The 24,798-nt window shown below is 40.0% G+C and carries 28 protein-coding genes; 12 read left to right on the top strand and 16 right to left on the bottom strand.

Features of this window, described 5'->3' with window-relative positions; all coding sequences use genetic code 11:
- Positions 1-7: 7 nt before the first annotated feature.
- From FTU39_RS03395 to FTU39_RS03380, 4 genes are all read left to right on the top strand, one after another.
- On the top strand, positions 8-412 hold the full coding sequence (locus FTU39_RS03395; protein WP_154320711.1) for a septum formation initiator family protein: 405 nt from the start codon (positions 8-10) through the stop codon (positions 410-412).
- On the top strand, positions 369-1,100 hold the full coding sequence (gene ispD, locus FTU39_RS03390; protein WP_179995380.1) for a 2-C-methyl-D-erythritol 4-phosphate cytidylyltransferase: 732 nt from the start codon (positions 369-371) through the stop codon (positions 1,098-1,100). The genes FTU39_RS03395 and ispD overlap by 44 nt, the downstream gene beginning before the upstream one ends.
- A gap of 127 nt (positions 1,101-1,227) precedes the next feature.
- Positions 1,228-2,364 (top strand): rod shape-determining protein RodA, encoded by a 1,137-nt coding sequence (gene rodA / locus FTU39_RS03385; protein ID WP_154320713.1) that lies wholly within the window; start codon positions 1,228-1,230, stop codon positions 2,362-2,364.
- 187 nt (positions 2,365-2,551) lie between these two features.
- Positions 2,552-3,460, top strand: a complete 909-nt coding sequence (locus tag FTU39_RS03380; protein WP_154320714.1) for an AEC family transporter — start codon at positions 2,552-2,554, stop codon at positions 3,458-3,460.
- A 28-nt stretch (positions 3,461-3,488) separates the two neighbouring features.
- Here the strand turns inward: FTU39_RS03380 and FTU39_RS03375 are convergent, their stop codons facing one another.
- On the bottom strand, positions 3,489-4,139 hold the full coding sequence (locus FTU39_RS03375; protein ID WP_004973366.1) for a hypothetical protein: 651 nt from the start codon (positions 4,137-4,139) through the stop codon (positions 3,489-3,491).
- Positions 4,140-4,237: 98 nt separating this feature from the next.
- Between FTU39_RS03375 and ispF the strand changes: the two genes are divergently transcribed.
- Positions 4,238-4,726, top strand: a complete 489-nt coding sequence (gene ispF / locus FTU39_RS03370) for a 2-C-methyl-D-erythritol 2,4-cyclodiphosphate synthase (RefSeq protein WP_004973369.1) — start codon at positions 4,238-4,240, stop codon at positions 4,724-4,726.
- A 34-nt stretch (positions 4,727-4,760) separates the two neighbouring features.
- Here the strand turns inward: ispF and FTU39_RS03365 are convergent, their stop codons facing one another.
- From FTU39_RS03365 to FTU39_RS03355, 3 genes are all read right to left on the bottom strand, one after another.
- Positions 4,761-5,282, bottom strand: a complete 522-nt coding sequence (locus FTU39_RS03365) for a protein tyrosine phosphatase family protein (protein ID WP_004973370.1) — start codon at positions 5,280-5,282, stop codon at positions 4,761-4,763.
- A 61-nt stretch (positions 5,283-5,343) separates the two neighbouring features.
- Positions 5,344-6,435: a 3-deoxy-7-phosphoheptulonate synthase gene (locus FTU39_RS03360; RefSeq protein ID WP_042068745.1), complete on the bottom strand. Its 1,092-nt coding sequence runs from the start codon at positions 6,433-6,435 to the stop codon at positions 5,344-5,346.
- A gap of 170 nt (positions 6,436-6,605) precedes the next feature.
- On the bottom strand, positions 6,606-7,493 hold the full coding sequence (locus tag FTU39_RS03355; RefSeq protein WP_180051726.1) for a sulfite exporter TauE/SafE family protein: 888 nt from the start codon (positions 7,491-7,493) through the stop codon (positions 6,606-6,608).
- Between the two features lie 226 nt (positions 7,494-7,719).
- Between FTU39_RS03355 and lpxB the strand changes: the two genes are divergently transcribed.
- The gene (gene lpxB / locus FTU39_RS03350) at positions 7,720-8,895 is read left to right on the top strand and encodes a lipid-A-disaccharide synthase (protein ID WP_180051725.1); all 1,176 of its coding nucleotides are present in this window, start codon (positions 7,720-7,722) and stop codon (positions 8,893-8,895) included.
- A 5-nt stretch (positions 8,896-8,900) separates the two neighbouring features.
- Here lpxB and FTU39_RS03345 read toward each other — a convergent pair whose 3' ends face one another.
- Positions 8,901-9,854 (bottom strand): AraC family transcriptional regulator, encoded by a 954-nt coding sequence (locus tag FTU39_RS03345; RefSeq protein WP_096900855.1) that lies wholly within the window; start codon positions 9,852-9,854, stop codon positions 8,901-8,903.
- Between the two features lie 166 nt (positions 9,855-10,020).
- Here FTU39_RS03345 and FTU39_RS03340 point away from each other — a divergent pair, with 166 nt between their 5' ends.
- The 3 genes from FTU39_RS03340 (at position 10,021) to FTU39_RS03330 (ending at position 11,986) form a co-directional block, all read left to right on the top strand.
- Complete coding sequence (locus tag FTU39_RS03340) at positions 10,021-11,226, top strand: alkane 1-monooxygenase (RefSeq protein ID WP_004973378.1); 1,206 nt, start codon at positions 10,021-10,023, stop codon at positions 11,224-11,226.
- A 176-nt stretch (positions 11,227-11,402) separates the two neighbouring features.
- Positions 11,403-11,651 (top strand): AbrB/MazE/SpoVT family DNA-binding domain-containing protein, encoded by a 249-nt coding sequence (locus FTU39_RS03335; protein ID WP_004973383.1) that lies wholly within the window; start codon positions 11,403-11,405, stop codon positions 11,649-11,651.
- Entirely contained in the window at positions 11,651-11,986 is a 336-nt protein-coding gene (locus FTU39_RS03330) for a type II toxin-antitoxin system PemK/MazF family toxin (protein WP_096900853.1), read from the top strand. The genes FTU39_RS03335 and FTU39_RS03330 overlap by 1 nt, the downstream gene beginning before the upstream one ends.
- Positions 11,987-12,075: 89 nt before the next feature.
- On the opposite strand, the gene FTU39_RS03325 is transcribed toward FTU39_RS03330, so the two are convergent.
- From FTU39_RS03325 to FTU39_RS03310, 4 genes are all read right to left on the bottom strand, one after another.
- Positions 12,076-13,275, bottom strand: a complete 1,200-nt coding sequence (locus tag FTU39_RS03325) for an acyl-CoA dehydrogenase family protein (protein WP_180051724.1) — start codon at positions 13,273-13,275, stop codon at positions 12,076-12,078.
- A gap of 51 nt (positions 13,276-13,326) precedes the next feature.
- Positions 13,327-14,637, bottom strand: a complete 1,311-nt coding sequence (locus FTU39_RS03320; RefSeq protein ID WP_004973388.1) for an acyl-CoA dehydrogenase family protein — start codon at positions 14,635-14,637, stop codon at positions 13,327-13,329.
- Positions 14,638-14,906: 269 nt separating this feature from the next.
- Entirely contained in the window at positions 14,907-16,280 is a 1,374-nt protein-coding gene (locus FTU39_RS03315; protein ID WP_004973390.1) for an AarF/ABC1/UbiB kinase family protein, read from the bottom strand.
- Between the two features lie 143 nt (positions 16,281-16,423).
- A complete protein-coding gene (locus tag FTU39_RS03310; RefSeq protein ID WP_154320717.1) occupies positions 16,424-16,729 on the bottom strand; it encodes a hypothetical protein in 306 nt (101 codons plus the stop codon).
- A 230-nt stretch (positions 16,730-16,959) separates the two neighbouring features.
- Here FTU39_RS03310 and FTU39_RS03305 point away from each other — a divergent pair, with 230 nt between their 5' ends.
- The 3 genes from FTU39_RS03305 (at position 16,960) to aroC (ending at position 19,565) form a co-directional block, all read left to right on the top strand.
- A complete protein-coding gene (locus FTU39_RS03305; protein WP_004973395.1) occupies positions 16,960-17,340 on the top strand; it encodes a DUF1311 domain-containing protein in 381 nt (126 codons plus the stop codon).
- Between the two features lie 106 nt (positions 17,341-17,446).
- Positions 17,447-18,457, top strand: coding sequence for a 50S ribosomal protein L3 N(5)-glutamine methyltransferase (gene prmB, locus FTU39_RS03300; RefSeq protein WP_004973398.1), 1,011 nt, complete (start codon positions 17,447-17,449; stop codon positions 18,455-18,457).
- 13 nt (positions 18,458-18,470) lie between these two features.
- The gene (gene aroC, locus FTU39_RS03295; protein WP_180051723.1) at positions 18,471-19,565 is read left to right on the top strand and encodes a chorismate synthase; all 1,095 of its coding nucleotides are present in this window, start codon (positions 18,471-18,473) and stop codon (positions 19,563-19,565) included.
- A gap of 251 nt (positions 19,566-19,816) precedes the next feature.
- On the opposite strand, the gene FTU39_RS03290 is transcribed toward aroC, so the two are convergent.
- The 7 genes from FTU39_RS03290 to FTU39_RS03260 all read right to left on the bottom strand — a co-directional run bounded on the left by FTU39_RS03290 (position 19,817) and on the right by FTU39_RS03260 (position 24,792).
- Positions 19,817-20,116 carry a cyd operon YbgE family protein gene (locus FTU39_RS03290; RefSeq protein WP_004973403.1) on the bottom strand — a complete coding sequence of 100 codons (300 nt, stop codon included), beginning with the start codon at positions 20,114-20,116 and terminating at the stop codon, positions 19,817-19,819.
- 4 nt (positions 20,117-20,120) lie between these two features.
- Positions 20,121-20,222, bottom strand: coding sequence for a cytochrome bd-I oxidase subunit CydX (gene cydX, locus FTU39_RS03285; protein ID WP_004860610.1), 102 nt, complete (start codon positions 20,220-20,222; stop codon positions 20,121-20,123).
- A gap of 24 nt (positions 20,223-20,246) precedes the next feature.
- The gene (gene cydB, locus FTU39_RS03280) at positions 20,247-21,392 is read right to left on the bottom strand and encodes a cytochrome d ubiquinol oxidase subunit II (protein ID WP_004973405.1); all 1,146 of its coding nucleotides are present in this window, start codon (positions 21,390-21,392) and stop codon (positions 20,247-20,249) included.
- Positions 21,393-21,394: 2 nt separating this feature from the next.
- A complete protein-coding gene (locus tag FTU39_RS03275; protein ID WP_180051722.1) occupies positions 21,395-22,975 on the bottom strand; it encodes a cytochrome ubiquinol oxidase subunit I in 1,581 nt (526 codons plus the stop codon).
- Complete coding sequence (cydP, locus tag FTU39_RS03270) at positions 22,975-23,166, bottom strand: cytochrome oxidase putative small subunit CydP (protein ID WP_070155611.1); 192 nt, start codon at positions 23,164-23,166, stop codon at positions 22,975-22,977. The genes FTU39_RS03275 and cydP overlap by 1 nt, the downstream gene beginning before the upstream one ends.
- Before the next feature lie 552 nt (positions 23,167-23,718).
- Positions 23,719-24,327, bottom strand: a complete 609-nt coding sequence (locus FTU39_RS03265; RefSeq protein WP_096900848.1) for an OB-fold-containig protein — start codon at positions 24,325-24,327, stop codon at positions 23,719-23,721.
- A 153-nt stretch (positions 24,328-24,480) separates the two neighbouring features.
- On the bottom strand, positions 24,481-24,792 hold the full coding sequence (locus FTU39_RS03260) for a Rieske 2Fe-2S domain-containing protein (RefSeq protein ID WP_179988655.1): 312 nt from the start codon (positions 24,790-24,792) through the stop codon (positions 24,481-24,483).
- Positions 24,793-24,798: the final 6 nt, after the last annotated feature.

Genomic DNA, 24,798 nt, shown 5'->3' with positions numbered 1-24,798 from the left:
TCAGTAGATGTCATTATTAAATGTATTTGACTCCAAAGCGAGTAAAGCATTGTTGGGCCTTGCGATCTTTTTGATCGCAGGGTTGCAATATTTACACTGGTTTGGTGAAGGTGGTTATCGTGACCATGCTGCACTGACAGAAAAAATCCAACAACAAATAGAATTAAATACAGAGCTGAAGGAGCGCAATCGTGTACTTGCAGCAGAAGTTTATGATTTAAAAAATGGGGTAGAAGCCATTGAAGAGCATGCCCGTTTAGATTTAGGCTTAATTAAGCCACATGAAACCTTTGTGCAAATGAGCACCATCAGCACACAATATAAACCAATTTATATTCAACCGAATTCCACAGTAGATTTACGCACCAATGAATCACAACAACTTGCAGCAGCAACCGCCCCGACACCCTAAACTTTGGGCGGTTATTCCCGCAGCGGGTTCTGGTAGTCGTTTTTCTAGAACTGAACTTAAACAATATCAGTATATTCAAGATCAAACAGTCTTAGCGCACAGCATCGCACGTTTAAATCACTTGCCTTTAGCGGGTTATGTTTTGGCGATTGGTCAAGCAGATGATGTGGCGCAAAACCTAAACTTGGCACAAAAAGAAAAAGCACATTTTTGCGTAGGTGGTGCAGAGCGAGTGGATTCAGTCTTGAATGCACTGCATTATTTATCTGAAATCGCCCATGTAGATGACTGGGTTTTGGTGCATGATGCAGCGCGTCCTTGTGTGACAGCTGCTTGCCTTGAACAGTTGTATCAGACTGCACTGGCAACAGATCAAAGTGCAATTTTGGCTATTCCAGTGCGTGATACTTTAAAAAAGGTAAGCCAAGGCACAAAAATTGAAACCACGGTAAGCCGTGACCAACTTTGGCAAGCGCAAACTCCGCAAATTGCTAAACTTGATGTGCTTAAAACAGCCATTGAATCTGCATTAAAACAGCAATTGACGATTACCGATGAGGCCAGTGCTTTAGAAGCAGCAGGGCAAATTGTAAATGTTGTGCACGGTCGTTCGGATAATATTAAAATCACCTATCCCGATGATTTAGAGCTGGCACGTTTAATTTTAGCCTCACAACAACATGGATGATAAAAATCTAGTGTAATTAACACCGCGTTAAACTTGAATCTTCAACGATTAAGCTTTAATGATTCACTCTGTGCCGCTTTGCTTCTATAATTGTCCATCCTGTCTATTTTAAATACCTTTGAGTCGCATGAATCCATCGCAGCAGTATCGTTTTTTACGTCACTCATTACGTGATGGTAGAAGCATTAAAAATGATTCCTCACGCTGGACTAAATTACATTTAGATCCATGGTTGCTGTGTTTTCTGATTTTAAATGCGATTCTGGGTTTAATGGTGGTATATAGTGCCACCGCGCAAGATATGGGGATGGTGCTGCGTCAAGCAACCAGTTTTGGCATTGGTTTTATCGCCATGATTATTTTGGCGCAAATTCCGCCTAAGGTATATCAAGCTGCCAGTCCATATTTTTATATCTTTGCAGTCATCATGCTGGCTTTGGTTTTGGTCATTGGTGAAACCCGTATGGGGGCAAAACGCTGGATCAGCTTGCCGGGTATTGGCAGTATGCAACCCAGTGAATTTATGAAATTTGCCATGCCATTGATGATGGCGTGGTATTTTTCGCGTCGTGCTTTCCCGCCTAAATTGATCCATATCATTGTCGCTTTAGTGATTATGATGATTCCTTTTGTCTTGGTGGCATTGCAACCCGATTTAAACATTGGTTTGATTATTCCTGGTGTCTTTGCGCTATTTTTAAGTGGCATGTCATGGCGATTAATCTTAGGAGCAATCACTGCATTGGCGCTCGCAGCACCATTGCTTTGGATGTTCTTTTTGCAGGAGTACCAAAAGAAAAGGGTACTAACCTTATTTGACCCAGAGTCGGATGCCTTGGGGGCAGGCTGGAATATTATTCAATCTAAAATTGCCATTGGTTCAGGCGGCTTTACAGGTAAAGGTTATTTAGAAGGAACGCAATCACATTTGGGTTATCTGCCTGAACATCATACTGACTTTATTATGTCGACCTATGCCGAAGAATTTGGTTTTATTGGCGTATTTTTACTGTTCAGTTTGTTTGCTGCCATTATTTTACGTTGTTTGATGATTGGGATGAATTGTTTCCATAATTTTGGACGTTTGTATGCAGGCACGGTTGGTCTGACTTTCTTTTTCTTTGTATTTCTAAACTCAGGGATGGTGAGTGGTATTTTACCTGTAACGGGTGACCCATTGCCGCTGATGAGTTATGGTGGAACGGCTGTTATTTCCATGTTGGCGAGTATGGGGATTGTGATGTCTATCCATACTCATCGTTAATACAGAATCCATCTGAAAGATGATGTAGGTGAGTTTTGCTATTATCATCTTTTTCTCTTTTTGTGGTTTTAAAAAGCCTAAGCAATTAGGATAAACACAAAACAATCCTTATAATATCCAGTAAATTTACTTTATTTATTAAGCAATAATTTAAAAAGAACAGCATAACAGTAACACAGAGCACCCCATGACCCATTTAATTTTTATTGCACTTTTCCCTTTGATTGCCTTAATTGCAATGGGTTATCTGCTTAAGCAATCACGTATGTTGGATGAGCCATTTTGGAAGGGTGCAGAAAAGTTAAATTACTATATTTTGTTTCCTAGCATGTTGTTTTTAAACCTCGCTACAGCAAACATTGAAGCGAAATCAATCGCACAGATTTTGTCGGTCGTAGGGATTATTGTGGCTTTAGTAAGTTGTCTGTTATATGCCTTGCGCGGCTATTTCAAAACACCCGCAGTCCGTTTTGGGGTGTATATGCAAAGCATGGTACGTTTCAATACGTATATCGGTTTGGCTTTGGTCGCAGCATTGTTTCAGGTGCAGGGCATGGCGCTGTTTGCGATTATTTTGGTGTTCTGCATTCCATTGGTGAATGTTTTATCTGTGCTGGCTTTAAGCGATACTAAGACTTTACAGGCAAAGCAAATCTTATGGTCATTAATGAAAAATCCATTAATTTTAGGGTGTATTGTTGGCGGTCTATTTAATTTATCAGGTTTGAGCTTGTGGGAAGGTGCAGCGCATTTTATTCGTCAAATAGCGTTATGCAGTTTGCCTTTGGGATTAATGTGTGTGGGCGCAGCATTACAATTTAATGGCTTGCAACGAGATGTATTCGCATTGGCATTGAATGTGTTCGGGCGTTTGTTATTTATGCCTGCTTTGGCTTGGCTAATTTGTCAGAGCTTAAATGTTCCAGTGTTGGAGTCGCAAATTTTAGTCTTGTTTTTTGCTTTACCTACTGCATCGGCAGCTTATGTACTTACACAAGTTTTAGGGGGAGATAGTCGTTTAATGGCTTCAATTATTAGCTTGCAAACCGTATTCGCCGCATTAACTTTGCCAATTGTGTTGTGGTTGCTCATTTAATCTGTCTAATACAATCTATTGTTCAGCATTAATCGTATAAACGATAGATGCCCGCAAAGCGTTCACAACCTTTTTGTTTGGTTTGAATTTTTAAGATTGCTTTAGAATAATTAAACTCATAACTGCAATCGTGCTCATTGTCGATGATTTTGTTTTTTTGATCAGGTGTTGTATAAGCTAAAAAGGCAATACTTTGGCTTTCAAGGCGGTTATTTGGATTGCGATAAGCAATACCTTCAATTTTAATGCTGTTTTTATTGAGTTGATGAATTTGTAAATGTACGGGTTGTGCAGCAAATTGACCATTTTCATATTTTAAATAATGTTGAGTCATGCTTTGATTCATTGAAGTGAAAAAATTCAGTTGATCAATTCTAAAATCAAATTGCTGAGTATAACAATTTAAGCTTTTGCATTGCTGTAAGCGTTGGATCCACAATTGCTGAGTATCTTCTAACAAGCGAATAGGCGCATCACTCATCAAATAAGCTGTTAAATGTTGATCACTTAATTTTTCACGCAATTCTGAGAAATTTTCTGTGCACACCTGCGCCAACTTTTTATTGGGTGTAGATCTACAATCAATCCCTTGTGCATAAGAGAAAGATGAATATAAACAGCCAAATAACAGCAGTGTACTTAAGTTTTTGATAAGATGAATCTCAGATTTCAACAGCATGATCGCTTATACTTTCACTATGTTGCGCTAGGTCTAATATAGCGAAATCGAAAGTATGAATACAAGATTTCAATGATTTATTTCTACAGGAGTTGAACATGGTTGCACAGATTCGTATTGGACAAGGATTAGATGTTCATGCCTTTGAAGCGGGAGATTTTGTGACGCTTGCAGGTGTTCAAATTCCTCATACACAAGGTTTAAAAGCACACTCAGATGGTGATGTAGTGCTGCATGCACTATGCGATGCATTATTAGGTGCTTTGGCGCTGGGGGATATTGGGCAGCATTTTCCAGATACCGATCCAAATTATAAAGGTGCAGATAGTCGGGTATTGCTTAAACAGGTTTATCAACTCATTTTAGACCGTGGCTATAAACTGAATAACGCCGATATTACTGTGGCGTGCGAACGTCCTAAACTTGCACCGCATACGCTAGAAATGCGCCAAAGTGTCGCTGATGTATTGGATGTAGAGGTCACACAAATCAGTATCAAAGCGACAACCACTGAAAAATTAGGTTTTACTGGGCGTCAGGAAGGTATTTTAGCAACAGCGATTGTATTGATTTCTCATACAAAATAATCGCGTTAGAATTTTATCTATACAATCTGCTGAATTAAGAAAGTTCAGCAGATTCTAAAGCTTGTTGTAAATCTTGCGTGGCTTTACGACCTTGTAATTGCAAAGAAACGGCGTGAATTAAGCCTGTCCAAGTTTCATTGGGTTTCCAGATATCATGTAAAAAGTCTTGAGCCGTTGCAATATCCACATCCATAAAATATTGACGATACAAATACATTAAACTACTGACGTGGTTGTTATTGCTGCAATGTACCCACACCATTTGGCTTTCTAATAAATGATTGACCAAATCGAGCAATAATAAACATTGATCAGAGGATGGTGTTTCCCATGAAATTGGCAGTTGAATATAGTTTAGTCCAACATCCAGACAAATTTTGTCTTCATGGGGAAGGGCGTGTTCCGCATCACTTTCAGCCAAATTAATGACAGTGCCAATACCATATTCTTTAATTTGTTTTAATTCTTCAGCCGTAGGCTGACCTGAAGAAAACAAACGCTCATGAATGAACTGGAAATTTTTAATTTGGCTAAGTTGGGTTTCAATGTCATTCATGCGCGCAGAATTTCCTATGCTACAAATAGAAACGCCATCATGAAGATGGCGTTTTTAAATCTTAACGATTCACTAAAACGTCTTTTAATGCTTCATGCATTTCAAGCAATGCTTTTTCAGTGGTATCCCAGTCGATACAACCGTCAGTCACAGACTTACCATACTCTAAATCGCATAAGTTTTCAGGAATATCTTGACGACCACCTTTCAGGTGACTTTCGACCATAATCCCAACAATAGACTTATTGCCATCTAAAATTTGCTCAGTGATATTTTTTAATACCAATGGCTGTAAGAATGGGTCTTTGTTTGAGTTAGCGTGGCTGGTGTCAATCATGATTTTGGTGCTGACTTTGGCTTTGTTTAATGCATTTTCAGCATCTGCAACAGAGCCTGCATCGTAGTTAGGCTTGCCATTACCACCACGTAAAACCACGTGTGCATACGGGTTGCCGCTAGTACGAATTACTGAAACCTGACCTTGATCATTAAGACCCAAGAAGCTGTGACCGTGTTTTACCGACTGCATGGCATTGGTAGCAACTGTTAAGCCGCCATCTGTACCATTTTTAAAGCCGACTGGAGAAGAAAGACCAGATGACATTTCACGGTGCGTTTGGCTTTCTGTAGTGCGTGCACCAATTGCAGACCAAGAAATTAAATCTTGATAATACTGCGGAGAGTTTGGATCAAGTGCTTCAGTCGCACATGGCAAACCTTTTTCATTTAACTCAAGTAAAAGTTTACGACCAAGACGCAAGCCTTTTTCAATGTTAAAAGAGTCATTCATGTCTGGATCGTTAATTAAGCCTTTCCAGCCCACTGTAGTACGTGGTTTTTCAAAATAAACACGCATCACAATATAAAGAGAATCTTTTACTTTTTCGCTTAATACTTTTAAACGATCTGCATATTCATGTGCAGCAGCAGGGTCATGAATAGAACATGGACCAATCACCACAAATAGACGCTTGTCTTTACCATCTAAAATATTGCGGATTGTTTCACGACCACGAAGAACGGTTTGATAAGCATTTTCAGTCAAAGGTAACTCAGTTTTTAATTCTGCAGGAGTCACGAGTGGCTGAATACTTTCAATATTCACGTCATCGATGTCTGATTGTGTAAGAGGATTAGACTGTAAAGTATTCATTGCCGTCACTGGTTTGATCATACAAAAGATTGTTTAATAGTCTGAATATAACATGAATTTCACTGTATTTTGTTATAAAAAGATGAATACTTCTTTAAAAAATAAGTGATGAATCGGGTAGATAAATTAAACGGTCTGTTTTAGCAAAATCCTGTCAGATAAAGCATTCATTATTGGCTGGCTTGTGCCTCAGAAACTGCTGTTGCAGTTTCTAGTGTGCTGATAGGTTTTGATTTCACAGGATTAACCATAAAGTTAATCCCGATAATAAATAAGGTAATACCTAAAACTTTACGAATCACTTTTTCAGGTAAACGTGAACTGACTAAAGTTCCCACCACAATTGCAGGAATCGAGCCAACCAACAGCCAAACCAATAGGTGAAAATCGACATTACCTGAACTCATGTGACCTAAACCTGCAACTAGGGTGAGTAAGACTGCATGTACGACATCTGAACCGATAATACGAATCATCGGTAGATTCGGGAACATCAGTACCAATGCCATGATGCCAAAAGCACCTGCACCCACTGAAGAAAGTGTGACAAATACACCCAGTACAACTCCCATAATTACAATGAGGGCACGCTTATCTGCAGCCTGCATTTTGACCTTTTCAAGGTCTTGAGTCATATCAGGCAATTCTTGTTTACGGTATTTATTGAAAAATGTTTCAATTTGACCGCGAAACACAATTGAGATGCCAGTTAAGGTCAACATAAAGCCCAGTACCACGGTCAGTACCATTTTGTAATGGGTAGATTGGCTTAAATAATTCTCTAAAACCCAATGGGTCGCAAATGAAGCAGGGATACTGCCCACTGCAAGCCAAATTACAATGGGCCATACAATATTCATTTTTTTGGCATGAACCAATGAGCCGCAGAATTTTGAAATGGCGGCATAAAGTAGGTCTGTTCCAATTGCGATATGCGGTTCAATTTTAAACAAGCTGATCAGAATGGGAGTCATCAGTGAACCGCCACCTACGCCAGTCACACCCACGCAGAAGCCGACCAATACACCTGCCAAAATAAACTCTAAAGGACCAACCATGAAGATATGCCGAAGTCAAAAATCGTGAATATATTATGCCTTTTGGCAATAAGCTGTTGTCTTGATTAATGATTTACTTATTCTTAAAACAGATATAGTCAATGTGGAAAATCAGTGCAAAAGATCGCAGATTCAAGCCACGGCTTACTTTCTGTTTCTTACAAAATACAGTGGCTATGCTAAAATGCGAAAATTCATATCCATTAAAATTTAGAGGACAAAACGCTTGCAAAATCGGAAACTTAAAATAGGTATCGTTGTGGGAGAAGTATCGGGTGATGCTTTGGGGGCACAACTCATGCGACGTTTTCGTGAGCAAGGCATTGATGCTGAGTTTGAAGGCATTGGTGGTCCGCAAATGATTGCGGAAGGGTTTAAAAGTTATTATCCGATGGATATTTTATCGGTAATGGGCATTGTTGAAGTGCTGAAAGATTTGAAAAAACTCTTTGCAGTACGGGATGGTTTGGTCGAAAAGTGGACTCAACATCCCGTCGATGTCTTTGTCGGAGTTGATGCGCCTGATTTTAATTTACGTCTTGCCAAAAGTTTAAAACAGAAAAACTTGCCGATTAAAACCGTGCAATATGTCAGTCCTTCGGTATGGGCATGGCGACAAGGTCGGGTACATGGCATTAAAGCCAGTATAGATTTGGTACTGTGTTTATTTCCGTTTGAAAAAGCCTTTTTTAAAAAATGGGATGTGCCTGCAGCCTTTGTCGGACATCCTTTGGCGAGTCAGTTGCCGTTGGAAAATCCAATTGCTGCAGCAAAACAAGAATTGGGTTTAGACCAACAGCAACAACATATTGCGTTATTGCCTGGTAGCCGACGTGGTGAAATTGAGCGTTTAGGGCCGTTAGTTTTAGATGCGGCTTATATTTTGACGCAAAAATATCCGCAGTTTAAGTTTTTAATTCCTGCAATTAATGATGCACGTAAACAACAAATTGAAGCGTTACTGCAGTCTTATCCGAGTGCATTACAAGACAAAGTGCAATTGATGGAAAATCGTGGCACAGAATCCAAAATTGGTCGTCAGGTAATGAATGCGTCCGATATGATTGCACTGGCTTCAGGCACGGCGACGTTAGAAGCGATGCTATTACATCGTCCAATGGTTACGTTTTATAAGCTCAATCGCATTACGTACTGGATTGCGAAACTGTTGGTGAAAATTCCTTATTATTCATTGCCAAATATTATTGCAGGTAAAAAGGTGATTCAGGAATTAATTCAGGATGATGCAACACCAGAGCGTTTGGCAGCAGAAATTGAAAAGTTAATTTATATCGAAACTGCACAAATTCAAGTGATGCAACATATCACTATGCATAAGCAATTATTGTCCGATAACAGCGAAGACCCTGCACAAGCAATTTTGGCGATTTTAGATCGTTAAACTGTTCATTTCGTGATTGCATTGTTGTTTTGAAACTGCTGCCGATACTGGCTAGGTGTTAGCTCGAATTGCTTTTTAAAAGTTTGGCTAAAGGCGGTTTCGGAAGAATAACCGACACGATGGGCAATTTGTTGAATCGACAATTGTCCTTGCTGTAAATAATGCGATGCCAAGCGTAGCCGATGTTGTTGTAAGTATGCCAAAGGCGGCTCACCAATCACCTGATTAAACAAATTGGCAAATTTAGAACGTGACATGCAACATTGTTCTGCCAAACTTTCTACCGTCCATGCTTTTTCGGGTTGACCATGAATAGCTGCGAGCGCATTGGAAAGTTCAGGATGTGCCAAAGCGCCGAGCCAGTTATTTGAGTCATCAAGCTGAAAAATATAATCACGCACACATTCAATCAGTAAAATACTGACCAAGTGATCTAATATTTTATCCCGTCCCGGTCGGATTTGATGACTTTCCACCGCTAAAAATTGCAAGCCAATTTGTAACCACTCGGGCGCTGTGCTGCACATGATATGCGGAATATGCAGATATTCGGGTAGGGCACTTAAAAGCGGTTTTGCCATGGTGGTGTCCATGTGGCATTGAATCACCAAAATAAATGCGTCTTCAGCTTGTGTGTGATTTATCGTGCCAAAATTTATTGACTGCTGTGACTGAATTTGAAATAAATCCGAAATATCAAAGTGTTCTGTCCAGTGAGTGTCTGCAGTTGCACTTGCGTAATGACTGCAACCCGATGGAATCAGGACAATATCACCTGCATCAATGTGAAGGTGTGTCTGTGCAGATAAATGGATATGCAGCGAGCCTTGTAGTACTACATAAGCCAGCATTGCCCCTTGGTCACGATATTGAAATGACCAATCTCCTTGAGGATTTAAATAGATATATTCTGATTGGTGCAGATGTATATCATCAAAAATTTTACTTAAAGCATCCATATTTTAAGCATAAATCATTATAAAAAATAAACCTGTGATTTCAGGACAATATAGCGCATTTTTGCGCCAAAGACTTTTGCATAGCTTTTTTGGACGTCTGCAACTGTTCATTCTCGTGTCTTTCCTCAAATATATAGGTAGAACAGCGTAGAAGGAAGAAAATAAGATGAATGCACCACTTCATTTGCTTAAAGAGATGGAACAGGATGTTCCTTATAAAAGCGCGGCTCAACTCGATAAAAAGCGTTATTTATGGTTGATCAGCCCATTTTTACCTGTATTGGGGATGGGGATTTTGGCGGGTTATCAATTCGCTCCGAAGCCTGCGAAAAAAGTTTTTGCTCTAGGTGGCCCTTTATTATTGCATGTGATTATTCCAACAATTGATACTTTAATTGGTCAAGATGCCAATAACCCAAGCAATGAAGATGTGAAACGACTTGAGGAAGATCGGTATTATTCGCGTTTGGTGAAAAGTTTTATTCCTTTGCAATATGCCGCCAATATTTATGCAGCTTATTTGGTTGGACGGCCACAAACCTCGTTAGTCGATAAAATTTTTCTGGGTATTTCCATGGGGATGGTGAATGGTATTGCTGTCAATACTGCGCATGAACTCAGCCATAAATCTTCAAAAATAGATCACTTACTGTCACATTTGGCTTTAGCACCAACAGGATATAACCATTTTCGGGTTGAGCATCCGTATGGGCATCATAAACGTGCTGCGACACCTGAAGACCCTGCATCTTCACGTATGGGAGAAACATTTTATGAGTTTTGGCCCCGCACGGTAAAAGGTTCGTTTAAGTCTGCACTGCAAATTGAAACTCAGCGTTTAAAACGTAAAGGCAAAAGTTTTTGGTCGAAAGACAATGAATTATTACAAGGCTGGGGCATGAGTGCGGCATTTCATGCTGCATTGTTGGCGCGTTTTGGTACTGGGATCATTCCGTATTTGGCGACACAGGCTTTTTATGGCATTAGCCTGTTTGAAATAATTAATTATATAGAACATTATGGCTTGCTTAGACAAAAAGATGCGCATGGCAAATATGAGCGCACTATGCCTGAACACAGCTGGAATAATAACAATATTGTGACCAATTTGTTTTTGTATCAATTACAACGTCATTCCGATCATCATGCTTATCCAACCCGACCATTTCAGGCTTTGCGACATTTTGATGAAGCGCCTGAATTACCAAGCGGTTATGCCAGCATGTTGCTGCCTGCCATGATTCCACCTTTGTGGTTTAAAATTATGGATAAACGTGTATTTGAACATTATCAAGGCAATTTAAACAAAGCCAATATTCAGCCTAAACGCCGTGCACGAATTTTTAAGAAATTTGGTGTGGTGGATAATTGATTGAATTATTAAGATTATTTTTTAATATTCATTTTGATATTTCTTTTGTATATATCTTTCAAAGGAAAGATTGAGATGTATACCAGATGTCTATTTTCACTCATCTTACTATGAATTGACTTCATCTCATTTTGGCGCATAATAAAGTTATATATTTATATAATATTGAGGTGGGTATGATTCATACAAACTTGAGAAAAGTAGGTGGTTCGGTCATGCTTGCCGTACCGCCTACATTATTAAAAAGTTTAGGTTTAGATGCGGGAAAGGAGGTTTCTCTGAGCATTGTGAATGGTAAGTTAGTGGTCGAACCTAAAGCGAAGCCATCTTATAAATTGGCTGACTTGCTGCAAGAGCATCAAGCTTTAGCATTAGAGCAAGATGCGTGGCATGATGTAAAAGCAGTTGGGCGAGAAGAAATCTAATGAATCAAGGCGATATTTATTTGATTTCATTAGATCCAACACTTGGACATGAACAACAAGGTAAGCGACCTGTATTTGTTATTTCACCTAAGTCATTTAATCTTATTACTAAAATGCCGATTGTTTTGCCTATTACTTCTGGTGGAAACTTTGCACGAAATATGGGTTTCGCTGTAGAGCTTATTGGTGGGAAAACTACAGGTATTGTGCGTTGTGATCAATCTAGAGCTTTAGATTTTGAAGCTAGACACGCGCGGTTTTTAGAATCCTCGCACGCAGATGTTTTGGATGAGGTTTTAGCAAGATATATCGCAATTTTTTCACCTGAAGATTAATTTATATCGAAAAAGACAGAAATTTATAGCAATATTTCTATGAAAATCTGTCTTTTATCTTACTTTACTATATGCCTTAAATCATAAAATCACTTGAGCTCACTCGAACTTTTACCTAATTCACGACGGGCAATAATCAATAGCTGAATCTGTTGCGTACCTTCAAAAATATCTAAAATTTTCGAATCACGTGCCCATTTTTCCAATAACTCATCTTCGTTATAACCCACCGATGCAGCTAACTCGACACACCTGAGCGTGATTTCATTACACACGCGACCAGCTTTGGCTTTGGAAATAGAAGCTTCGCGTGAGTTAGGCTGTTTATTGTCTGCCATCCATGCTGCTTTGAGCATCAATAAACGTGCGGCTTCCCATTCTGCTTCCATCCGATAAGTCTGTGCTGCGATATGTGAACACTGTAAATAGGGCGTGGCATAATTTGCATCTAATTGGTCTTTAAAAATTTCCTTAATCCGCTCTAAAGCGGCTTTGGCACAACCAACGGCCATAGCTGCCACCAAAGGGCGAGTGTTATCAAAGGTTTCCATCACACCTGCAAACCCTTTGGTAACATCAATTTCTGCATTGCCTAAAAGGTTGCTCGCAGGAACACGGCAATTTTCAAATCGAATTGTTGCTGTGTCCGAGGCTTTAATCCCTAATTTATATTCTAAGCGTTCCACGGTCATGCCAGGTGTGCCCTTAGTCACAACAAAGGATTTGATCGCAGCACGTCCCAGTTTTTTGTCTAAGGTTGCCCACACAACAACGGCATCGGCGCGGTCACCAGAGGTCACAAAAATCTTTTCACCATTTAAAATATATTCATTGTCTACTTTGGTGGCAGTGGTACGAATAGCCGCAGAGTCAGAACCACAGTTGGGTTCGGTAATTGCCATGGCTGCCCAAACACCATTAAAGCGTTGTAATTGTTCTTCATTGGCCACCGCAGCAATCGCAGAATTACCTAAACCTTGGCGTGGCATACTGAGTAATAAACCTGTATCGCCATAACACATTTCGACAATACTCAGTGCGGTAGACATATTTACGCCATTTTTGTTACCTGTAGATGTGTCACCACGTTTGTTGACTGCTGCACCTGCATTCATGCCATCGCCCGCTTGGTTCATACCATCAACTAAGGCGGCAAGCATGTCTAATTCTTTCGGGTAGGCGTGTTCGGCTTTATCATATTTCCTTGAAATGGGACGTAATACATTTAAAGCAACTTCATGTGCCTGATCGACCAACATTTTGAATTTTTTTGGATTTTGTAAATTCATGGATGTATTCCTTATTTTTCTAGCTGGCTATCGTTTATTGATGGTGTGAGATTAAGCATGCAAGCCTGAATGCATAATTGCAGTCGCACGTAAATCACGATACCAACGCTCTACAGGATGTTCTTTGGTAAAGCCATGACCACCTAAAATTTGCACGCCATTGGTGGCAATTTGCATAGATTTTTCTGCACAGAGCAGACGTGCTAAATATGCTTCTCGATGAAAGTTTTTACCCGATTCGGCAAGACTCGCTGCATTCAGCAACAGCATGCGCATGGCTTCAATTTCAATGGCCATATCTGCAATCATAAAAGCCACACTTTGACGATGTGAAATTGGTTCGCCAAATGCAGTGCGCTCATTGGCATAGCGAATACAATAACTTTTCACTGCTTCACAGCAACCAACTGCCATGGCGCACCACATGAGATTGCCTAAATCTAAAAATGCGCTGTAATCGAAATCATCTGTGCCTAAACGCTCCGCAGGGGTTTGATTAAACTTTAAAGTCGCCGTTTCGCAGGCTTTTAAGCCCATTGCAGGCGCTGCTTTAAATTGAATAGAAGCATCACGTTGCACAATGAACACATCGGCTTGACCATTTAGCTCTGCACTAACCAAAAATAAATCTGCTGTTTCGGCCAAAATCACCAGCGTTTTTTCACCTGTAATTAGGTACTGTCCATTTTGCAAAGTCGCTTTGGTTTTTAGCTGATACGGATTAAACGCAGCAGTATTTTCCTGAATCGCAAAAGTGGCTTGAAGTGGCGTTGGATGGTTCGCGTCTGTTTCGGAAAACGCAGATAAATACTGATTTTGAACCTGTTCTGAACCCCAGCGAGTTATGGCATTCATTACGCCAAATGTGGAAAGTAATCCTGCGGTTAAGCCAAAGTCGCCACGTGCCAATTGTTCGGCAATTAAAATATGGCTGACAATATTTTGTTCAGTGGCAACACCGCCTAAAGCTTCGGGCAGAGCATAGGTGTTCAAACCTAAATCTGTGCTGTATTGCCATAATACTTGTGGGAATTTCGCATCATGATCTGCCTGATGTGCCAATGGATAGATCACTTCTGTAGCAAATTGCTGCATGGCATCGACCAGCATTTGCTGTTCTTCACTCAATGACAAATCAAATAAATCTTTGGATTGACGTGTCAGTCGTTGTTGCGGTAATTTTTGTGTGCTTTTAAAATTTTTTTGAGTGGTTTCAAAGGTTTTAAAACCTGCTTTGGCTGAGTGATATAGAGATTGTTCAACCCATTTGCGTAATTTGAATTGATCGAGCAGATCACTCGATGCCATTTTAGTGAGTAGCGCTAAGCCGAATCCTTGGGCTTTGTTTATCATTTGACTCATGATTGTGTTGTCCTACACAGAGAATGCTTGTTTTTTATGCTGACATGCAGACTATAAAAAAACTATGTCATTGCTGACATGCAGAATTGTCAAAGATAAACGGTAAAAATTTTCTTATAACTGGACTAATATGTGGATTTTTATAGATTATTAATTTTATAGAAATCTACGCTTTTAAAATAAATTGACCTAAATGACAATTGCATCGAGTGGGCAACAATCATTTAGGTCTATATAACAGCTTTGATCAAAGAAATAAAAGTTGGGACTTAAATAAACTTTTGAATCATTTTGCGGACATTGGTTTTCGCATCAATCACGGTCATAAAGGTGTAGGCACCAATAAATTTACGGCTAATAAACATAAATTCTTTAGGCGGCACACTAAAGTAACGCGAAGCCATCGATTTAGATGCTTGTTGCATGACACGGCTATGCAGCTGACTTTTTTTCCAGTCATAGCGCGATTGTTCATCCATCACGCCTGCAGGTAAATCGCGGTTATTGTCTAAGTGACTAAAGGCTTCGGTTGCCAATAGAAACACTTTTGCCATGTCAGGTTTAATGCTTTCAGGGATGCTGTCAAAAAACTCATAACCCGTCATGGCATTCACCATCATTTGTGGGTCGTGGTAATAACCCGCCTTGATCAAATTACGCGCCACAGTCAGCAAGTGTTGATCAAATTGACGAATAGCACCAAAGTCGAGCAGTACAATTTTATCGTGAATATCTTCACCATTACCTAAGCGAACTAAGTAGTTGCCAAAGTTCGGGTCAGTCTGCATTTCGCCCCATTCAAATACTTCACGCACAGCAATTTCTAAAGAGGCTTCGCCTAATTGGTTACGGCGTTCTTGAGGTAATGAGAGCATGACAGGGCTGTTAATCGGTACGCCACGTTCAAAGGTCATACACAGCACTTGGTCGCTACAGTATTCATCCACAATTTGCGGCACAATGTAGCGCGGATCATCTTTTAAACGGGCAGCAAAACGACGTGTCGTTTCCGCTTCAATTTGATAGTTGACTTCACGATGCATCATTTCACGCACTTCATCAAACCACTGATCAAATTCACGGGTTTGCGGCACCATGCGTGTCAATTTGAGCATATTTCTAAATAGGCTCATGTCTGAGTCAATCGCATCTGCTACGCCTGGATATTGGATTTTTAATACCAACTCCAAACCATCCGACTTGCGGGTCGCGCGGTGAACTTGAGCCAAAGAGGCTGTACCTAATGGCTCATGATCAATGGTGAGATCATCAAGTTTGGCACCTAACTGTGCCTGTAATTGCTGTTTAATCGCAGGCCATGCCAATGCGACAGTCTGGTTATTCAGCGTGTTGAGTGCTTGCGTAATTTCTTCAGGTAAAAAATGTTCGCCGTACAGCGCCATCATTTGCCCAATCTTCACGATAGAGCCTTTGAGTTTGCCAATTTCAGCCACCAAGTAATCGGCTTGTTCTTTCATGGCTTTTTTTCGTTTACGTTCTTTTTCTTCTTCGCTTGAAAACATAGAGGTGGCATTCGAGGCTGCCCATCGTGTTCCTGCAAGTAAAGATGCCTTTGCGATGGATAAGCGTCGATCCATAGAGGAAGTCTTGAGTTGTTTAAGCTTATCGTTCTGATCTGACATTAAAATCAATCCTTAAATCAGCAATACGCAGGAAAATTAGATTGTAACGGATATTAGCGCGTCTTAACGTATTAAAAAAGTTCAACTTGCTGAACGACGAGTTTCCTCGTGAAAAAAGTATGAAAAACGGCTTAAAAGTACTTTTACATCCGATATTGCACTTTGGTTTCGGCTTTTTTCATCAATTGCGCTTTGTTGTCTTGGATAAATTTGAGAATCATCAATTTTACAGAATCGTGTAAAAAACCATGCGCATATCCCTTAACAATAATCACGCTGGGCAAACTAAAAAATAGATATTTGGCATCATCTAATGACGAATTTTCAAAAATGCCGTTTTCAATCAAAATTTGCTGAAAAAATTGTTTTTCAATCAAGACTGCTTCGGAGTGGTTGTCGTTCCAATAGCTTTGGCGCATGGCCATCAAATTATTGTGTTTGTAGCTCATAAGGCTGAAAGTTTCATCTATAAAATGAGTAATTCAATTATTGGGATATTGTCACATTTTTCAATGATTGTTGTGCATTTATCATAGACTGAATCATAAAAAGCAGGGGATTGACTATATGCTTTTTAACCTGAATCTTGTAGCATCAATGCAGCAATTTGGGTTTTGTAAAATTATAAAATATTGAAAATTTACCGCGCTTTAAAAACAGACTGCGCTCAGGGGAAAATATGAAAGTTTGGATATTTACACTATTGGGGATGCTGACTTTGGGTACAGCTCAAGTTTGGGCGAATGGCGTTTCACAAGGCTATACGCAATGTATGAACAATAGTTATGGCAAAATTTCCCAATCGCAAAAATGTATTAAAACTGAGCAAAAAGCACAAACCAAACGACTCAAAAAACACTATAAAGCCTATGTAAAACGCAGCGCAGGCAATGCCAGTAATATTCAACAACAGCATCAACTTTGGGAAAACCGTGTAAAACAACGCTGTTATTTATCGACTCAAAGCGATTTTGCCGCATTACAACGTGCACAATGTGTTTTGCTGCAAACAGCAGAGCGCGCTGATTATTATCAAGGTCAGTTTGTGGGAATCAAATAAGTAAAACCATAGTAAATAAATTACTTGGAAACTGCTTAAACATTATAAAACCGAGCAAAACAAGGTATCATAAGGCGTTTTAAAATTTGACCTTGGAGCGCCTTAAGTGGATCGACCGACAATTAGCCCTGAACATTTGCAGGAAGCTGCTGAAAACCTATCAACCATTCGTGATTTTATTCGCTTTGGGGTTACAGCACTACGTCAATACGATGCACATTTAGGTCAAGGTACAGAAGATTATTTTGCAGAAAGTTCTGCATTGGTGTTACAAACTTTGTCTTTAGACTGGAATGCAGACGCTGAAATTTTAGATGCAAAATTATTGCCGAGCGAAGCAGCTGAATTTTTAAGCTTGCTCGAACGTCGTATCAATGAAAAAGTACCAACTTCTTACTTATTAAACTTGGCGTATTTCTTCGGAAAACCATTTTATGTCGATGAGCGTGTTCTAATTCCACGTTCACCTATTGCCGAGCTAATTGAAAATCGTTTTGCGCCATATTGCCTAGATGAAGAAGGTCAAATGCGCGAAGCAGATAACAATTTACCAGCCAATGCTGCGCCTAAAACCCCTCAACGTATTTTGGATATGTGCACGGGTTCAGGTTGTATTGCGATTGCTTTGGCTTATGCTTTTCCAGATGCTGAAGTCGATGCAACTGACATTTCAAAAGATGCTTTGGAAGTCGCACAAATTAACTGTGAACATCACAACAAACAATACCAAGTGGCGTTGCTTGAGTCTGATTTATTCGCCAAAATCCCAGCCGAAAATCAGTATGATTTAATCGTATCTAACCCGCCGTATGTTGATGCGGAAGATATGGCAGATTTACCTGAAGAATTCCATCATGAGCCAGAATTGGCATTGGCAGCAGGGCAAGACGGCTTAGATTTAGTCCGTAAAATGTTGGCGCAGGCGGCAGATTACTTAACTGAAGATGGTCTGATTGTGATTGAAGTAGGTAATTCTGAATGGGCGATGAAACAGAATTTCAACACGGTTGATTTGCACTGGTTAAAATTCCAAAAAGGTGGTTCAGGTATTTTTGCATTGACTGCAGCACAATGCCGTCAATATCGCGATTTATTTATTCAATCTGTTCAAGCATAAGGAGTCGTTGGACGTGGCAGGTAATAGTATAGGGCAACTTTTCCGTGTAACGACTTGTGGTGAATCTCATGGCGTAGGTCTGATGGCGATTGTCGATGGCGTGCCACCGGGGATTGAACTGTCTGCAGAAGATTTACAAAAAGATTTGGATCGCCGTAAACCGGGTACGTCTAAGTTTGCGACACAGCGTAAAGAACCCGATGAAGTTGAAATTATTTCAGGTGTCTTTGAAGGTAAAACCACTGGAACTTCAATTGGTTTACTGATTCGTAATACTGACCAAAAATCGAAAGACTACGGTAATATTGCACAGACTTTCCGCCCTGGGCATGCAGATTATACCTATACGCAAAAGTATGGTTTCCGCGATTATCGTGGTGGTGGACGTTCAAGCGCACGTGAAACAGCAATGCGCGTTGCAGCAGGTGCAATTGCAAAAAAATACCTGTTCGAAAAATTTGGAATTGTGATTCGTGGTCACGTCACTCAAATTGGTACAGAAAAAGCTGAAAAGCTAGATTGGAACGAAGTACCAAACAATCCATTTTTCTGTGGCGATGCCGATGCTGTACCACGTTTTGAAGCTTTGGTAACGTCTTTGCGTGAACAGGGTACAAGCTGTGGTGCAAAACTGGAAATTGTGGCTGAAAAAGTTCCTGTGGGTTGGGGGGAACCTGTTTTTGATCGTTTAGATGCCGATATTGCCCATGCCATGATGTCTATCAATGCTGTGAAAGGCGTTGAAATTGGAGATGGTTTTGCAGTGGCAGCGCAGTTTGGGCATGAAACCCGTGATGAACTGACCACTGACGGCTTTTTGGCGAACCATGCAGGCGGTATTTTAGGCGGTATTTCTAGTGGTCAAGATATTCGTGTTGCGATTGCTTTAAAACCAACAGCCAGTATTACCACGCCAGGCAAAACCATTAATTTAAACCGTGAAGATACAGACGTACTGACCAAAGGACGCCATGATCCTTGCGTAGGTGTGCGTGCAACGCCAATTGCAGAAGCTATGCTTGCGATTGTGTTGATGGATCATTTCATGCGTCATCGTGCGCAAAATGCCGATGTTGTTGCACCGTTTGCACCCATTCAGCCAAAATAACAATATGCTTTAAGCAAGACGTATTGTCATCGATAGTTATAAAAATATTGTTGAGAAAGAAGCCAAACCCCAGCGTTTGGCTTTTTAATACCTGAATTTTGAGCTTAGTTCATCTTTTAGATTGTGCGTTTCAAAATTTTGTACGCTGTTTTTTATAATGAAGATGCAAGGAATGATCTGCGGCTCCTAAAATTAGGCCAATAAAAAAGAGCGCATATCGCGCTCTTTTTAAGAAACTTATTTACACCTCATTAAAGAAACCAAGTGTAATAACCCCAAATCATCAATGGCCAAGCCACAAATGGGCTAAATAACCATTTCCAAAACCAAAAGCGTGGAATAAAACCAACACCGTGTACAAAGCCACCTGAAATACCAATCATAATAAACATCATGGCACGGTGGCTATATTCACCGTTGGCATCCAGCATTGCTGCTGGATGAAGAAGCAGTACAGCTGCGAGTGGGAATGCCAATAAACATGAAATAACCATCGCAATCTTGTTCGGTTTTTGAACTGTTGTTTCAGCGTTCACTGCAGTGTCTGTCATCTAATTATTCCTCGTCAAGGTCTTGATGAGATTCAATATACAGGGCACTCAAGACACCTGCAAAGCATGCCATCAGAATACCGAGAATCCATGCAAAGTACCACATAATTTATTCTCCTTAGACACAGCCTTAGTAAAGGCTGTGTGAATTCTCTTTAATGTGCTTGTTGGTGATAACGCCCCACATTTTGTAGTAACACCAAGTGGTGTATAGCAAAATAATTGGTACGAAGATACATGCTGCAACAGTCATTACAGTTAATGTGTTTTTACTTGATACCGCATCCCACATGGTCAAGCTTGCAACTGGGTTGAGGCTTGATGGCATTAAGAATGGGAACAATGCAAAACCTGCAGTTAAAATCGCACCGATCACCGCTAAAGATGAACCTGTGAAACTTAAACCAGCTTTGTTTTTACCTGCTGCAAGAATAATCAAAATACCGCCCAAGATGCCCATAATTGGTGCAATCATGGTAATAGGGTACGCTGAGTAGTTGTTCATCCAACCTGGGTTTGCATTGGTTAAAACTTCTTTAGCCAATGGGTTTGCTACGCCGTTCGTGTCGTATGGAGTGACTAGGGTATAACCTTCGATACCACCGAAGTATAGCCATGCGCCTGCACCCAAGAAACACACAAGGAACACAATGCCCATGATTTGCGTTGCTTTTGCAGAGCGTGCACGTAAGTCACCATCGGTACGCAGCATTAACCATGCACCACCATGCGCGCAAAGCATAGACAAGCTGACTAAACCACACACTAAAGCGAATGGGTTTAATAATGCAAAGAAGCTGCCTGTATATGTTGAACGTACAGTTTCGTCTAGGGTAAATGGTACGCCAAGGAACATATTACCAAACGCAACACCGAACACTAATGCAGGAACTGCACCACCTACAGCCAAACCCCAGTCCCAAGATGTACGCCATTTGGTGTTTTCAAGTTTTGAGCGGTAGTCAAAACCAACTGGGCGCAGGAATAGGGCAAACAGAACTAAGAGTAGTGCCCAGTACATGCCTGAGAATGCAGTTGCATATACCATAGGCCATGCTGCAAATAACGCACCACCAGCAGTAATGAACCAAACTTGGTTACCATCCCAGTGCGGTGCAATCGTGTTGATTGCAGCGCGGCGTTCTTCGTCATTTTTACCTACAAATGGCATGATTGCCATTGAGCCCATGTCGAAGCCATCGGTAAGGGCAAAGCCAATTAGTAGTACACCAACTAGCACCCACCAAATGATTTTGAGTAATTCATATTCGATCATGCTTAAGCCTCCTCATTGGCTTTTTTCGCAGCTTCAAGTTTCTCGAAGTGGTATTTACCAGTATGAAGCGAGCTTGGGCCTAGACGTGAGAATTTGATCATCAAGTACATTTCAATAATCAGCAATACGGTGTAGAACGCAGCCAATGCAATGATTGAGCCCCATACGTCACCTGTGCTGAGTGAAGATGCAGAAAGGTGTGTAGGAAGTACTTCACCAATTGTCCATGGTTGACGGCCAACTTCTGCAACATACCAACCTGTTTGCGCAGCAATCCAAGGTAATGGTAATGAGAATAACGCAAATTTTAATAACCAAGGTTTGCTTTCTGCGTTGCGTTTAGCCACTGCAAAAGTTGCAAGTGCGAATAACAACAGCATTAAGAAACCAGAAGCTACCATGGCACGGAATGCCCAGAACAAACTTGGTACGTGTGGAATAGTATCCGCAGCAGCCATTTTAATTTGTTCGTCAGTCGCATCTACTACGTTTGGCGTGTATTTTTTCAACAATAAACCATAACCTAAGTCAACTTGGGTTTGCTCAAATGCAGCTTTAAGTTCAGGAGATTGGTCGCCCGCACGTAATTGCTCAAGTTGTTGATAAGCAACCATACCGTTACGAATACGAACTTCGTGGTTTGCGATCAGGTCTTTAATACCAGACACTTCTTCGGTGATAGATCGGGTTGCAATAATCCCCATGACATAAGGAATTTTAACTGCGTAATCTGTTGTTTGCGTTTCTTCGTTTGGAATACCAAATAAAGTGAACGCTGCAGGAGCAGGGTGAGTATCCCATTCTGCTTCAATTGCTGCGAGTTTGGTTTTTTGAACATCACCTAATTCATAACCTGATTCATCACCAAGTAGAATTACAGATAAAGTAGAAGCTAAACCGAAAATTGCTGCAATTGCGAATGAACGACGCGCAAATGGTAAGTCTTGCTTTTTCAATAAGTAATAACTTGAAATTGCTAAAACGAAAATAGCACCGGTTACATAACCTGCAGAAACAGTGTGTACGAACTTAACTTGCGCAACAGGGTTAAAAATTAAAGCCCCGAAGTCAACCAATTCCATACGCATGGTTTCGTAGTTAAAGGTAGAACCCACTGGGTTTTGCATCCAGCCGTTGGCCACTAAAATCCAGAGTGCGGACATATTAGAGCCAAGCGCAACCAGCCACGTTACACATAAGTGCTGCACTTTGGAGAGGCGATCCCATCCAAAGAAGAATAAACCAATGAAGGTCGATTCTAAGAAGAAGGCCATTAAACCTTCAATTGCAAGTGGTGCACCAAAGATATCACCCACGTAGTGTGAGTAATATGCCCAGTTTGTACCAAACTGGAACTCCATGGTTAAACCTGTGGTTACCCCTAAAGCAAAGTTAATACCGAAGAGTTTTCCCCAGAATTTGGTCATGTCTTTATAAATTTCTTTACCAGAAATCACATACGTGGTTTCCATAATGGCAAGAATAAAAGCCAGACCTAAAGTCAGTGGAACAAAAATAAAGTGATACATCGCGGTCATTGCGAATTGGAACCGCGAGAGATCGACCACGCTTTCAGAAATCATCAACGTGTCTCCTTGATTGAGGAAGGACTGCCAGCAATACGCTCAGCAACTTGTGAATCAAAATTTTGAGGAATAGTTGGGGCATCAAACCAAATATTTTTGATGACCATTAACAGCACGACCTTAATTATTAAAATGATCGTGAGTTCACGAACTACTTTTCTATTTAAATCTTTAGGAACTAAGCTCACTTTTATAAGCCTATTTTTTAAACTGTGTTTTATATTATTAAACAAAAACATACAAAAAAAAATAGCTGGCACAGTTAAAATGCAAATATATTGTTAACTTATTATAAATCAATAGTTTGTTTTTGGGTGTTGCAGAGAATAAATGGAGGAAAGTAATATTTTTTAAACTTGACAGAAACACTTGTAATTAATAATTCAAAATCTGACTAAAATACTTATATTTTAAAAAGCAAATCAGACTAAATTGCTATGAATAAAAATCAATCTAAAAATAGCAATAAATTAGAGATATTATCAGCTAATAATTATTCTCATTCTTTTGTTAAAGTTTAATGACGATTCCGCATATTTTTTTATTTCCCTACAATGTAGTGGTGCTTTGTCTTTGGCTTAGTCTAGGGTAAACAGCATTTTTTCATAATGATTTTGTGTAAATATTGTTCAGATCACATGAAATGTATCGTTTATAAACAAACAGATTGTGTTGAGTTTGAGTGAAAAATTTTAACTTTCTTAGGTCAGCAAGATTGGTTTTAAATCTTAAAAAATAACTTATTGATTGCTAAATAGGTTATTTGATGCCGAAATTTTTTTGGCAAGATAGTGAGATCTTTTTTTGCGCACAATAATAATTTGAGCTTGAAATTCAAGCTCACCAAATTCAGGTTCAACCTGCACATAATGCAGTTGCCCAAACTCATCACGTACACGTGCTTGTGCAGAAAAACCAGGACGGGCATTACCACTGGAAATTGTGGCTAAACGTCCGAGTAAATCGACTTGGCGCACGCTATATTTGGGCTTAATCACTTGGTCTAAACAGTGAATCATGAAGACTGTAAAAAAGATGGCAATAATAAACGCTGGAATAATAATGTAATAAGCAGGAACGAAATGTTGTTGTTGTGAGTAAATCAAAAACTGTAAAAAATATCCTGCAACACTGAAATTCATCAGTAAAAAAACAAAAATCAGTACTTTAGAAAATTTAACATCTAAAAGTGGCGATTCTGTAATTCGTTGTGAAAATGCACGTTTGAGCAACTGACTTGGACGAAAATTAAAGTAATAACCAATCGTTTCGACAGTGCTGAGTAGCAATAAAACAACTAGGCTGAGGTGAAAGGGCATTAAGTTCAAATCAGATAAAAACTCATGCATGCGCTAAACTCACGTGTTGAAATATTTATAGGTGATGCTATTTAGACACAGATCATTGATCTAGCTCTGCTTAGAGAGCATAGATAAATGATCTAGTTTTGTATAGAGCTAAGATTTGGAACTTTTCGCTTCTTTCTGAAAGTTGCAAAAAAGTTAGTCGTTGATCAAGTAAATCCCACCATCTGAATGAACGCTGATCTCGACTTTTTCAAGTGATTGACCTAAACAAGGGCCAGAAATACATTCACCTGTTTCAACCATAAACAATGCACCATGCGTTGAGCATTCGATATATTCTTGGTCGCGGTCTAAGAACTGGTTTTCTAAAAATTCTAATTCCACTTGTAGGTGTGGGCAGACGTTTTGGTAAGCGTAATACATGCCATCACGTTGGGTGATAAAAATTGTGTCACCATTTGGCGTTTCGTAGGCACGTGCTTCACGCTCAGGAATGTCTTCCATCATACAAAT

The sequence above is a fragment of the Acinetobacter sp. YH12099 genome (assembly GCF_013419195.1).
Taxonomy (GTDB): Bacteria; Pseudomonadota; Gammaproteobacteria; order Pseudomonadales; family Moraxellaceae; genus Acinetobacter; species Acinetobacter towneri.
The sequence above is the reverse complement of the archived record's forward strand: the minus strand, read 5'-3'. Positions and strand labels throughout refer to the sequence as shown.